The following is a 12,256-nucleotide window of genomic DNA, read 5'->3' as shown; positions in this document are numbered from 1 at the left end:
TCAATAATGCGGTGGCTTGGTGATGGCGGGTGCCTCGAGAGACTGTTCCTCCAGATTGAGAAACCGCTCGGTCAGCCTGTCCAGCTTCGCACGGACCTGCTCGACCACTCTCCACTGCTCAGTGAGCTGGTCGGACAATTCCTCGATGGTCTTTGCCTGATGCGCCACGGTCTCTTCGAGGGCAATGATACGGTTTTCGCTGTCGTCAGCCATGAGCGTCTCCTTGGATGCTCCGCTTTGCCACCTTTGCGGCGTCAAGACAAGTAAAGGCCGGACGAGACGCCCGGCCCTGAATAGTTTCTCAGTCGGAGACGATCAGTCTTCTTCCTGGAACACCTCTTCGCGCTTTTTCTTGACGCTTGGAAGGAACACCACGACGAGGACGGCGAGCGCAATCAACAACAGGGTCGCACTGATTGGCCGGGTAAAGAATGTCGTGGCATCGCCGCGCGACAGGATCATGGCACGGCGAAGGTTTTCCTCCAGAAGCGGACCGAGCACAAAGCCGAGCAGCAATGGCGCCGGTTCGCAACGAAGCTTGACGAGCGCGTAACCGATAAGCCCGAAAAAGGCGACAGCATAGAGATCGTAGACGTTGGAATTGACGCTGTAGACCCCGATCGAGCAGAACGCCATGATGATCGGGAAGAGCACGTAATAGGGCACCGTCAGCAGCTTCACCCACAGGCCGATCAGCGGCAGGTTCAGCACGACCAGCATCAGGTTGCCGATCCACATGGAGGCGATGATGCCCCAGAACAATGCCGGTTGCTCCGTGGCAACATTCGGACCCGGTACGATGCCCTGAATGATCATTGCACCGATCATCAGTGCCATAACGGGGTTGGCGGGGATGCCCAGCGTCAGCAGCGGAATGAACGAGGTCTGCGCGCCGGCATTGTTGGCCGACTCTGGCCCGGCGACACCGGCAATTGCACCGTGGCCGAACTCTTCAGGGTTTTTTGAGACACGCTTTTCGACCGTATAGGATGCGAATGCCGCAAGAATGGCACCGCCGCCCGGCAGAATACCGAGAGCCGAACCGATTGCCGTGCCGCGCAGAACGGGGCCGACCATCTTCTTGAAATCTTCCTTGCTGGGAAGAAGACCGCTGACCTTGGCCATCAAGACCGAACGGGTCTTTTCGCTTTCCAGATTGCGCAGGATTTCGGCGATCCCGAAAACGCCCACGGCAACGGCAACGAAGTTGAGACCATCGGCATATTCGCGGATACCCAGGGTGAAACGCGGTGTGCCGCTGTAGATATCGGTGCCGACCAGCCCCAGAAGCAGGCCCAGAACGACCATCGCCAATGCCTTGATGATGGAGCCGTGCGCCAGTGCGATGGACGAAACCAGACCGACGACCATGAGCGAGAAGTATTCGGCAGCACCGAACTCCAGCGCAATGGCCGTCAGCGGCGGGGCAAAGACCGCAACGAGGAAGGTCGAAACGGTTCCGGCAAAGAAAGAGCCCAGCGCGGCGATGGAAAGAGCCACACCGGCCTTGCCCTTGCGCGCCATCTGATAGCCATCGATGGCGGTGACGGCAGAGGACGATTCGCCCGGCATGTTGATCAGAATGGCGGTGGTCGATCCACCATACTGGGCGCCGTAGTAAATGCCTGCCAGCATGATGAGCGAGGACACCGGCTCAAGCTGGAAGGTGATCGGAAGCAACATGGCAATCGTTGCAGTTGCCCCGATGCCGGGCAACACCCCGATCAACGTTCCGAGCAGAACGCCGATGAGGCAGAAGAACAGATTGTCGATGGAGGTTGCGGTGGAAAAACCAAGTGCGAGATTGCTGAACAGTTCCATCATCCACCTCAGAAATTGAGCCAGGGGCCAAAGCGCTGGAAGGGCAAGCCCAGGCCATAATCAAAGACCGCAACCGAAAAGACGGTTATGCCCACAGACAGCGCAAGTGCCATCCATGGCTTCATCCTTTGGGACGCAAAGGATGCGATCAGCGACGTAAAAAACAGTGCCGGGACGAAGCCAAGCCCACGAACGGTCATGCCGAAGAAGATGGGGGCTGGGAGAATGAAAAAGATCCCGCGCCAGGCGATTGGACCCAACGGTTCGCCGCTGACTTTTCCGGCGCGAACGAAGATGAATGCGCCCAGCACAATGAGCACGATGGAAAGCAGGAGTGGAAAATAGCCCGGACCCATGCGAAACGCCGTCCCGAGCTCCAGCCCATATGATTGCCAGGCGAAGAAGACGCCGAGCGCAATGAAAAACGCCCCGCAGATTGCTTCCGTGGCATCGAAAGAAAGTGATTTCATTTTTTTGTTTCCCCGCTGGCGGATGAGGCCTCGTCAGGCCCATCATCGAAGCACCATGTCATGGTCTTGAAGGCAGACGCGCTTTCATGTGCCAAGGCTGACACATGCCAGAACAGCTGGCACGCGCGCTGCATCCTAGCCGAAAGCCGACGATCCGCTTGAATCGTCGGCCCCGATTGTATTTCCGGCTTAGTCGGCGTACTGGCCCGCAGCCTCGATCACCGTTTTCCAACGGGTGATTTCGCTTTCAAGCTTCGCCTTGAGAGCCGCAGGCGTGCCGTCCTTTTCCGCGGAAGGCACGGTTCCGAGTTCCGCAAAGCGAGCGGCAACATTTGGATCCTTCAGGGCGACCTGAAGCGACTTGGAAAGGCGCTCATTGACCTCAGCAGGCGTACCCTTGGGGGTGTAGATGCCGTGCCAGACACCGACTTCGAAGTTGGGCAAGCCAGCCTCCGCAGATGTCGGGACGTTCGGAAGCACGTCGAGGCGCTTTGGCGTCGTTACGGCGTAAGCCTTTACCGTGCCGCCCTGGATCTGTTTCGTCGTGTTCGTCGTCTGGTCGCACATGATGTCGACCTGTCCGCCCAGAAGATCGGTCATCGCCGGACCCGTACCCTTGTAGGGAACCGTGACCAGCGGCGTTTCGATGGCACTCATGAACAGCATACCGCACAGATGTGACGCCGCACCAATGCCGGCATTGGCAACCGTTACCGTATCCTTGTTGGCCTTTGCGTATTCGATAAGGCCTTTGAGGTCATTGGTTTCGAGGGTCTTGCGCGACAGGATCGTCATCGGGACTTCCGTGACGAGACCCACATAGTCGAAAGCTTCCAGCGTATTATAGGCGAGCTTGCGGTAAAGCGTGGCGCTCGTGGCCATGCCGATGTGGTGAAGAAGGATGGTGTAGCCATCCTTGTCAGCGGATGCGACGCGGCCTGCTCCCAGCGTTCCACCGGCACCGCCGACATTTTCGACGATGATCTGCTGACCCAGATCCTTCGACATGGATTCGGCAACGAGGCGTGCAACGGTATCGGTCGGACCACCTGCGGAGAAGGGAACGACCATGGTGATGTTGCGCTGCGGATAGGTCTGCGCCGATGCGGACAGGGCAAAGAGGGACACGGCAGCGGCAGCCACGGCACCTGTGACGGTCTTGAGAATTTTCATCATTTCCTCCCGATGAAATATGGCCTCATCGACCGAAACACTCCTATTGCCTCGGTCGGGGTGACGCTATTTGCAATTGCCTGGCGCCTTTGAGCAACGTCAAGAAAAGCCAAGCGGAGGAAAAGGGGCATCGTCATGCCAAGAATGGGTGGAAATCGAAACATTGCAGCGAAACATGGGTGGAAATCCACCCATGCGACAGCATTGCAAAAGACTTAGCCCGGTCGTTTCAGGTCACTTCCCGAGAGCTCATCCTTTCTCAATGCATATTTCTGCATTTTTTCATAAAGCGTCTTTCGGGAAATCCCGAGTGTTTCATAAACGGCTTTCAGATTGCCCCGGTGAAGCGCAATCGCCTGCGCGAGGACTGACTTCTCGAACTCGGACACCTTTGCAGCGAGGTTGGAAGAGCCTGCGTCCACATCTGGGGCCTCCTCGCCTGAGCGGCCGTCCAGACCCAGAACCAGCCTGTCGGCGGCATTTCTAAGTTCGCGAACATTGCCCGGCCAGTCCTGCAACGCCAGCGCAGAGACGAAATTCGGCGGCACATCGATGTCATCACGGCCATAGCGCGCCGATGCTTCCCTGACGAGCTGCAGGAAGAGAATGGGGATATCGGACCGACGCTGGGCCAGAGACGGTACGTGAACCGTTGCGACATTCAGCCGGTAGAGCAAATCCTGCCGGAAACGGCCCGCCAGCGCCTCCTTTGCAAGATCCGCCTTGCTGGTGGCGATAAAGCGCACATCCAGCTCCACGGTCTCGTTTGAGCCAAGGCGGGTGATCGTACGCTCCTGCAGCACCCGCAACAGCTTGCCCTGCATGTCGAAGGGCATCGAGCCGATCTCATCCAGCAGGACGGTTCCGCCGCGGGCATGTTCGAATTTGCCGTAACGTGGACGTAGCGCGCCGGGAAACGCACCTGCCTCATGCCCAAACAGTTCGCTTTCGATGAGATGCTGTGGCAATGCCGCGCAATTGATGGCAACGAAGGGTCGATCCGCCCGCGCGCTGACATCGTGCAGCGCCCGGGCGACCACTTCCTTGCCGACACCGGTATCGCCTATGATCAGCGTATCGGCATCGGCAGCGCCGATTGCGCGGATCCGGTAGCGCAGATCCACCATTGCCTGTGTGCGGCCGGGCAAGCGGGTCTCGAGATCATCCCGTTTTCCGGCAACCGCGCGAAGGCGGCGGTTTTCCAGAACCAGCGAGCGCCGGTCTATGGCGCGTTTGATGATGCCCGCGAGATACTGGACGCTGAAGGGCTTTTCGATGAAGTCATAGGCTCCATTTCGCATGGCGCTGACGGCCAGCTGCACATCGCCATGGCCGGTGACCAGAATGACGGGAATTTCCGCATCCAGCTCCCGCACCTTCTGCAGCAGGGTCATGCCGTCCATACCGGGCATTCTGATGTCACTGACGATGACGCCATCGAAACTATAGCCGATCAACTCGAACACATGATCGGCATGATCGACGGTGACGACATCAAGTCCGGCAAGCTCAAGGGCCTGGGCCGTGGACAGCCTCAGATCTTCCTCGTCGTCGATCAGTAAAACCCGTGAGGCATTCATTCGGCAGCAATCTCCACCGGCACGTCGGCATCCAGTTCAATGTCAAAGCGGGCACCGCCCTCCGGCAGGTTCGTGACACTGAGCCGCCCGCCGAAATCCTTGACGATGTTGTAGGAGATGGACAGCCCGAGACCAAGCCCCTTGCCGACACCCTTGGTAGAAAAGAACGGATCAAAAATGCGCTCCATGATGGCGGGCGGGACGCCGGGACCGTAATCGCGGACCGACAATGTGACCTTATCTCCCTGCTGGCGAGCCGTGAGTTCAATGCGGCGATCTTCCTGCCCCTGAACGGCATCGGCGGCATTGGAAATGATGTTGACAAGAACCTGCTGCAGCCGGACCGGTCCAGCCTTTACCAGCAGAGGCATCGCGCCGAGATCCATGAGGAGCCTGGCGTCCGCCGCCCTCAATCTGGCATTGACGATTTCCAGCGTATCGCTGACCACGCTCTCGACCGAAACTGGCCCCAGCTTCTCATTGGGTTTTCTGGCGAAGTTGCGCAAATGCTTGCCGATGGCAGCCATCCGGTCAATCAAGGCCGAAATGCGCTTGAGATTATCCGACGCCTCTTCCACGCGACCACGCTCTATCAGCAGCGAAGCACTTTCTGCATAGGTCTTGGCCGCCGCCAGCGGCTGGTTGAACTCGTGGGAAAGGGCCGCAGACATCTGGCCGAGTGCCGCAAGCTTGCCAGCCTGGATCAAGTCCTTCTGGGTCTTGCGCAATCGCTTCTCTGTCTGCCGGCGCTCGGCAATCTCATGCTTGATATCGCGATTGACGCGGGCAAGATCGGCTGTGCGCTCCTCGACACGTCTTTCCAGCTCGGCCTGCGCCTCGGCCTGATGAACCAGTCGCTCCCGCAGCCTCCTGCGCCGCTGCAGCATGGCCGCAATCAGCGCGCCGACCAGACACAGGCAAAGCACGATGGCGACCATCGTCGTTTTCACCTGCGTGCGGATGGAGCTGGTATCAATGAGCACATTGACGGTCCAGCCGGCCTCGGGCATGGCCTGCGACAGGGAGATATACTCGCGTTCCTGCTGCCCTTCCTGAATGGTCATCAAAGTCTGGGCGCCGAAGGTGCCATGCGTCACTGCCAACTGTTTCAGGTTGGCATCCGAGTAGCGCCTTGAGCTCTCCGTCCGGGCGATGCGTTCCGGCGTCAGCGGCTGGATGGCGGCATAAAGCCATTCCGGCGTGCCCGTCATGAAGATGATGCCTTCCGGGTCGTTGACGAAAATCCGGTTCTCGCCGTTGCCGAAAGACGCTTCGATACCTTCGATATCCACCTTGAAGACGATGACACCCTTGATGGCGCCGTTGAACAGGATGGGAGAGGCAAAATAATAGCCGCGCTTGTGGGAGGTGGTGCCGAGAGCAAAGAACTTCGATTGCTGGCCTTTCGCGGCATCCTGGAAATACGGGCGATAGCTGAAGTTCTGGCCGACGAAGCTTGCAGGCCCATCATAATTGCTGGCCGCAATCGTCTCACCATCCAGCGTCATAATGTAGATATCGGATGACTTGAGCAGATCGTTGATGGACTTGAGGTAGATATTGGCGCGAAGACGCAAGTTCTGATCATCCGGGTGCGCCACCAGCTCCTCGATATCATCATGATCGGCCATCAGCGCGGGCAAGGGTTCGTATCGGGAAAGATGTCCGCCGAGCGCCGAGACCGCCAACCGCAGCGTCGTGCCGCCTTGTGCCGCCACTTCATCTAAATAGCTTTCTGCAACCAGATCGCTTCCGCGGGTCAAGGCAATGCCACCAAGGCTGAGGCATACAAGCACAATGCCGATCCAGCGATATTTCACCGGTCTATCCCCTCCACATGCCAGACTTATCGAGCCTGCTCCCACGGAGAAGTCTAGAGCCATTCAGGCGCAAATGGAAACATCGGACCGCGCATATTTTTGTCGGCGCGAGAGGTCAGCACGGGCCAAAACAAAAAAGCCGACCCAAAGGCCGGCTTTCTCGAAAACTGTAGAATGCGCAGAGATTATGCGCTTTCCTTCGGCGTCAGAACCTGACGGCCACGGTACATGCCTGTCTTCAGGTCGATGTGGTGTGGGCGGCGAAGTTCGCCGGAGTTCTTGTCTTCAACGTAGGTTGCAGACTTCAGGCCATCGGCCGAACGACGCATGCCGCGCTTGGACGGGCTTGTTTTTCTCTTAGGTACTGCCATTTGTGTAACTCCAATTCAGCGGGGAAACACGGTAATCAGCCAGAACCAAGGCCTGATGTCTCATGTTTCTTTATTCGGAAATTTGGCGCGCTTATACATGCCTCTCAGGGCTTTGACCAGCCCCGGCACACATTTTTTCAAGAACAGCCGAATCACTGGCGCGATTTGAAGCCAACGCCGCCGGCAATCCGTATCAGACCGGATCGAAAACGATCAATTCCTCAAAATGCTTCATATCGCTGAATTCACAGAATGCTGGGGGACGCAATTCCAGAACGGGCACGGCCCCGCGCAATTCCTCAAGGCTTTCATCGAGCATTCTTTGCAAGCGCGGCAGAAAAGCCGGTTCAAACCAGCGCATCAGATAAGCGAAGGTGATGTGGAATTCGTAGCTGTCGTGGTCCGGGTGCCGATAACCGAACAGATCCGCAAAGGCATCACGCCAGTGCGCCACCGTGCGGTCATCCTCAGCGGTTGCTCCCTTAAGCGTCAGGCCGATGGGCGTCACGCGTATCACCTGCATCGCAAAAGGCGGGAGATCGGGAAATCGCTGCAATTTCTCGAAATAGAAATCCGTCATCCCGGCAATCGGCGTGTCGCCCGGCATATCCTTGGGCCAGTAGGGCCAGTTGCGGCGATATTCGATAATGCCTTGAAAGACTGTCATATGCAGGCTGGAGACGGGGGTGAAGGCCAGATGTGCTCTAGCCTCTGGCAAATCCAGGAGCTTTTGGCGTGTCCTGACAACAGCGCATTGCGTGCGAGAGCCTTCCGCCAGATGGCAGACGACCGTGTTTCCCGGCTCGTGCAGAAACTCGGCATTCAGATTGTAGCGAACACCGAGGTGGCGCGGGGGCTTATCGTTGTTTGCAGCGGAATAAGCGGCGAGATGAGGTGTTACGGTTGGCGCGTGCATGGTGCGAAGGCTCCTGAAACTGGACACCTCCTACGCCCGTCCGGCGACACTTCGATGACATAAAAACCGGATCGGGACAATCAAGCGTTTCCCTGTGAAAGGACGAGGCTCTAGTGAGCCTCGTCCCAGTTGTCCGCGGCCCTTGCGTCGACCTTCAGCGGCACCCTCATGTCCACAGCGGGCATGGCCGCATTCTCCATGATGGAAACGACAAGCGAGAGTGTCTTGTCGATCTCGTCTTCTGCGACTTCGAAGATCAGTTCGTCATGCACCTGCAAGAGCATCCGCGCGGAGAGGTTGCCATCCTCCAATGCGGGTTCGACACGGATCATCGCACGACGGATGATATCGGCGGCGGAGCCCTGGATCGGCGCATTGATGGCGGCGCGCTCGTTGAAGGCACGCACCGAAGGATTGGACGACTTGATCTCCGGATAATTGATGCGGCGACCGAAGATGGTTTCAACATAGCCCTTGTCACGCGCAAAGGCCTTCGTATTTTCCATATAGTCTCGGATGCCCGGGAAGCGCTCGAAATATTTCTTGATGTACTCCCCGGCCTCGGACCTTCCAATACTCAGCTGGTTGGCGAGCCCGAAGGACGAAATCCCGTAGATGATCCCGAAATTGATGGCCTTGGCGCGGCGTCGAACCTCGGACGGCATTCCTTCGACGGGAACGCCGAACATTTCGGACGCCGTCATGGCGTGAATGTCGATACCGTTCTCGAACGCGTTTCTCAGCTGCGGAATATCGGCAACATGGGCAAGGACGCGCAATTCGATCTGGCTATAGTCCGCAGACAGAAGCTTGTTACCCGGAGTCGATATGAAGGCCGTGCGGATCTTTCGCCCTTCTGCTGTCCTGACCGGGATGTTCTGAAGATTGGGCTCGGACGACGACAGGCGTCCTGTCGTTGTCGACGCCAGCGAATAGGAGGTGTGAACCCGTTTCGTATCGGCGTGAACATAGCCCGGAAGCGCATCCGTATAGGTGGATTTCAGCTTGGTCAGCTGGCGCCAGTCCACGATCTTGCGCGGCAGCTCGACGCCCTCGGCAGCCAGGTCTTCCAGCACCTGGGCCGAGGTGGACCATTGCCCGGTCTTGGTCTTGGAGCCACCGGGCAAGCCCATCCTACCGAACAGGATATCGCCCAGCTGCTTTGGCGAGCCGATATTGAATTTCTCGCCAGCAAGCTCATAAATTTCTTCCTCAAAAGCGGCGGCCTTCTGTGCAAGCTCTCCGGAAAGGCGTGAGAGAATCTGGCGATCAACAGTGATGCCGCGCTCTTCCATGCGGGCAAGAACCGGCAGCAGCGGGCGTTCCAGTTTCTCGTAGACGGAAAGCAGGCGGTCCGCGGCAAGCCGCGGCTTCAAGACCATCCAGAGCCGCAAGGTCACATCCGCATCTTCTGCGGCGTAAGCGGTCGCCTTGTCGATATCGACGAAATCGAAGGTCACGCCCGATTTTCCGGAACCGGCGACGTCCTTATAGGCGATGGGCGTGTGCCCGAGCCACCTCTCGGACAGCGCGTCCATTCCGTGCAATCCTTTGCCGGCTTCCAGCACATAGGACATCAGCATGGTGTCATCGAAGCTCTGCATGACGATGCCGAGCCGCTTTACCAGCAGATAATCATACTTCAGGTTCTGCGCGACCTTGAGGACAGTGGGGTCCTCCAGAAGCGCCTTTAACCGGTCAATTGCCTCGCGGGCGGGGATCTGGTCTGGGGCAAGCTTGATGCCATCGCTGAAGAGATCGCCGCCGGACCCTGTCTTGTGGGCAATCGGCACATAGGCCGCAATGATCTGCTGACCGCTCGCATCATTGCCGTTGTTGGCGATGGCAAGGGAAAAGCCGACGAGTTCGGCCTGCATCGGATCGAGCGACGTCGTTTCCGTATCGAATGCCACGAGACCCGTTTCGCGGGCCATGGCGATCCATCTGTCCAGTTCCTCGATGGTGCGGATGGTCTGATAGCTCGTCGTATCGATCTTGTCTGCCGAGAAGATGGCTTCCCTGCTGGACGCAAGCCCGGCGGGCGTCGTGCCTTCCAGTTGCGAAGCAACGGCTGACGCGTTTTCGACAGCGCTCTCATCCAGCGGCATGGTCTTTCCGCCTGCAATATCTGTCGCGGCTTCCAGATCGGGTCCGTGAGCCGCTGCCCCACGCTCGACCGGCACATGGGCCGCATCGATCACCGCAGCGTCGGCACCCGTCGTTTCGGCCACCCTGCGCGTGAGCGTGGTAAATTCCATCGCCTTGAGGAACGCGATCAGTTTCGGGCCGTCCTGCGGCTCAAGCACCAGCGCATCGAGCGGCATCTCCAGCGGGACATCGGTTCTCAGCGCCACCAGTTGCCGCGAAAGCCGCGCGAGCTCTGCATTGGCGATGATGTTCTCGCGCCGTTTCTGCTGCTTGATTTCGCCAGCCCGCGCAAGCAGCGTGTCGAGATCGCCATATTCATTCAGCAATTGCGCTGCGGTTTTGGGACCGATGCCAGGAATGCCGGGAATATTGTCGGTGGAATCGCCGGTCATGGCCTGCAGATCGATCATCTTTTCGGGTGCGACACCCCATTTTTCGATGACGTCGGGGATGCTGATCTGCTTGTCCTTCATCGCGTCATACATGTGGACATTGGCAGTCACGAGCTGCATCAGGTCCTTGTCTGACGAGATGATGGTTACATCAGCACCAACAGCCTCGGCCTGCCGGGCATAGGTCGCGATGATGTCGTCGGCTTCAAAGCCTTCCGTTTCGATGCAGGGCAGGTTGAAGGCGCGCGTGGCGTGGCGGATCAAGCCAAACTGCGGCACCAGATCTTCCGGCGGTGCGGAGCGATTGGCCTTGTAGAGATCGTAAAGCTCGTTGCGGAAGGTTTTCGAGGAATAGTCGAAAATGACCGCAAAATGGGTTGGCGTCACCCCGACATCGGTGTTTCGCGCGTCCTTCAACAGCTTCCACAGCATGTTGCAGAAACCGGACACGGCATTGACCGGCAGTCCATCCGATTTGCGGTTAAGCGCTGGAATGGCATGGAACGCCCGGAAAATGAACCCTGAGCCGTCTACGAGGAAGAGATGATCGCCTTTTTTCATGGGAAGCATGGATAGCGCGCAATGGCGAAAAGGTCTATCGTTGCGATGGCCCGGGCAGCAACATTCTTGATTGGCTTTGACAGCGCCCTGCCCCTTCCAACAGGTTGGATCGCGAGGTTCCGCAGCCCAGATGTCAAGCGCGTTGGCGCAGACCAGATTGCGTTGCTTTGGTTGCTGCGACAAAGGATTTGAGGCCGCCGGTGGAAGCGCAAGGCTGGCCCTTCGCCGCTCACCAGAACGTTACAAATTTGTAATCCGGGCTTCCCTTGAAAAGCCGCATTTGCAGCCTCATTTCTTTGAGGACGGCGACTGATCACGCCGTAGTCTGATTGCAGGCTCGTCCCCCGCCGCGTCAGACCGGACAAAGGCCTACCCCCCTCTCCGGGCCTTTGTCCCTCAATATAAGCGCCATGGCCGTCCCCTCCCGGCCATGGCGTTTTTGCGTCTGGTCCCTGACGATCTTCGGCTGGCACATGCTTCGCGAAAGCCAGCAGGCTTATGCAGCTTGGGTGTAAGATGCCCGGCCTTCCGCCGTACCGTCAGGAAAAGGATGAGATGCGTTTTTCGCGAAACGATTCGGCCACCTATCTTGCCGCTCAACTGGCAAAGACCTTCTCGAGGGCGCTGAACAAACGTGCTGCAGCCCTTGGCTTTTCGCCGGGCCAGTTTCCCATATTGCTTGAGCTCTGGAATGAAGACGGGCTGACCCAGCGTCAGTTGCTGGACCGGGTGGATGTCGAACAGGCAACGCTGGCAAACACTCTCGCACGCATGGAACGCGACGGCCTGATCGAACGCAGGCCGCATCCCAAGGATCGACGCGCGCAGATCATTGAGCTGACGGAGAGGGCGCGAGAACTCGAAACTCAGGCGATATCGGCATCGCAGGCAACCGATGATGCAATGCTTGCACGGCTTTTGAAATTCGAGCGTTGCCTGCTTATCGAATACATGACGCGCGCCATAGACAACGCAAAAGTCTCTGAACAGAAGAGCTGAAGCCA

At 58.1% G+C, this 12,256-nt stretch carries 10 protein-coding genes; 1 reads left to right on the top strand and 9 read right to left on the bottom strand.

Going from position 1 to position 12,256, the window contains the following annotated elements:
• The 9 genes from QRN85_RS21930 to polA form a co-directional block, all read right to left on the bottom strand.
• Nucleotides 1–213 carry a SlyX family protein gene (locus tag QRN85_RS21930; protein ID WP_062587323.1) on the bottom strand — a complete coding sequence of 71 codons (213 nt, stop codon included), beginning with the start codon at nt 211–213 and terminating at the stop codon, nt 1–3.
• A 102-nt stretch (nt 214–315) separates the two neighbouring features.
• Complete coding sequence (locus tag QRN85_RS21925; RefSeq protein ID WP_062587322.1) at nt 316–1,821, bottom strand: tripartite tricarboxylate transporter permease; 1,506 nt, start codon at nt 1,819–1,821, stop codon at nt 316–318.
• A gap of 8 nt (nt 1,822–1,829) precedes the next feature.
• The gene (locus QRN85_RS21920; RefSeq protein ID WP_062587689.1) at nt 1,830–2,291 is read right to left on the bottom strand and encodes a tripartite tricarboxylate transporter TctB family protein; all 462 of its coding nucleotides are present in this window, start codon (nt 2,289–2,291) and stop codon (nt 1,830–1,832) included.
• Nucleotides 2,292–2,480: 189 nt separating this feature from the next.
• Nucleotides 2,481–3,464 carry a tripartite tricarboxylate transporter substrate-binding protein gene (locus QRN85_RS21915; RefSeq protein WP_112963246.1) on the bottom strand — a complete coding sequence of 328 codons (984 nt, stop codon included), beginning with the start codon at nt 3,462–3,464 and terminating at the stop codon, nt 2,481–2,483.
• A 215-nt stretch (nt 3,465–3,679) separates the two neighbouring features.
• Nucleotides 3,680–5,044 (bottom strand): sigma-54-dependent transcriptional regulator, encoded by a 1,365-nt coding sequence (locus QRN85_RS21910; RefSeq protein ID WP_062587320.1) that lies wholly within the window; start codon nt 5,042–5,044, stop codon nt 3,680–3,682.
• Nucleotides 5,041–6,864 carry a sensor histidine kinase gene (locus tag QRN85_RS21905; protein ID WP_284760103.1) on the bottom strand — a complete coding sequence of 608 codons (1,824 nt, stop codon included), beginning with the start codon at nt 6,862–6,864 and terminating at the stop codon, nt 5,041–5,043. Before QRN85_RS21905 ends, QRN85_RS21910 begins: the two co-directional genes overlap by 4 nt.
• Before the next feature lie 185 nt (nt 6,865–7,049).
• Complete coding sequence (gene rpmF, locus QRN85_RS21900; RefSeq protein ID WP_003507205.1) at nt 7,050–7,235, bottom strand: 50S ribosomal protein L32; 186 nt, start codon at nt 7,233–7,235, stop codon at nt 7,050–7,052.
• Between the two features lie 193 nt (nt 7,236–7,428).
• Complete coding sequence (locus tag QRN85_RS21895) at nt 7,429–8,151, bottom strand: DUF1868 domain-containing protein (protein WP_284760102.1); 723 nt, start codon at nt 8,149–8,151, stop codon at nt 7,429–7,431.
• A gap of 110 nt (nt 8,152–8,261) precedes the next feature.
• Complete coding sequence (gene polA, locus QRN85_RS21890) at nt 8,262–11,252, bottom strand: DNA polymerase I (protein ID WP_284760293.1); 2,991 nt, start codon at nt 11,250–11,252, stop codon at nt 8,262–8,264.
• 555 nt (nt 11,253–11,807) lie between these two features.
• Here polA and QRN85_RS21885 point away from each other — a divergent pair.
• On the top strand, nt 11,808–12,251 hold the full coding sequence (locus QRN85_RS21885; protein WP_284760101.1) for a MarR family winged helix-turn-helix transcriptional regulator: 444 nt from the start codon (nt 11,808–11,810) through the stop codon (nt 12,249–12,251).
• Nucleotides 12,252–12,256 lie beyond the last annotated feature (5 nt).

It is taken from the genome of Agrobacterium sp. fls2-241-TYG-188a, from assembly GCF_030209845.1.
The sequence above is the reverse complement of the archived record's forward strand: the minus strand, read 5'-3'. Positions and strand labels throughout refer to the sequence as shown.

Bases quoted from the DNA above. Each gene is read 5' to 3' on its own strand.
- polA (WP_284760293.1), bottom strand. From the start codon at position 11,252: ATGAAAAAAGGCGATCATCTCTTCCTCGTAGACGGCTCAGGGTTCATT.
- QRN85_RS21885 (WP_284760101.1), top strand. From the start codon at position 11,808: ATGCGTTTTTCGCGAAACGATTCGGCCACCTATCTTGCCGCTCAACTG.
- QRN85_RS21920 (WP_062587689.1), bottom strand. From the start codon at position 2,291: ATGAAATCACTTTCTTTCGATGCCACGGAAGCAATCTGCGGGGCGTTT.
- QRN85_RS21925 (WP_062587322.1), bottom strand. From the start codon at position 1,821: ATGGAACTGTTCAGCAATCTCGCACTTGGTTTTTCCACCGCAACCTCC.
- QRN85_RS21930 (WP_062587323.1), bottom strand. From the start codon at position 213: ATGGCTGACGACAGCGAAAACCGTATCATTGCCCTCGAAGAGACCGTG.
- QRN85_RS21895 (WP_284760102.1), bottom strand. From the start codon at position 8,151: ATGCACGCGCCAACCGTAACACCTCATCTCGCCGCTTATTCCGCTGCA.
- rpmF (WP_003507205.1), bottom strand. From the start codon at position 7,235: ATGGCAGTACCTAAGAGAAAAACAAGCCCGTCCAAGCGCGGCATGCGT.
- QRN85_RS21915 (WP_112963246.1), bottom strand. From the start codon at position 3,464: ATGAAAATTCTCAAGACCGTCACAGGTGCCGTGGCTGCCGCTGCCGTG.
- QRN85_RS21910 (WP_062587320.1), bottom strand. From the start codon at position 5,044: ATGAATGCCTCACGGGTTTTACTGATCGACGACGAGGAAGATCTGAGG.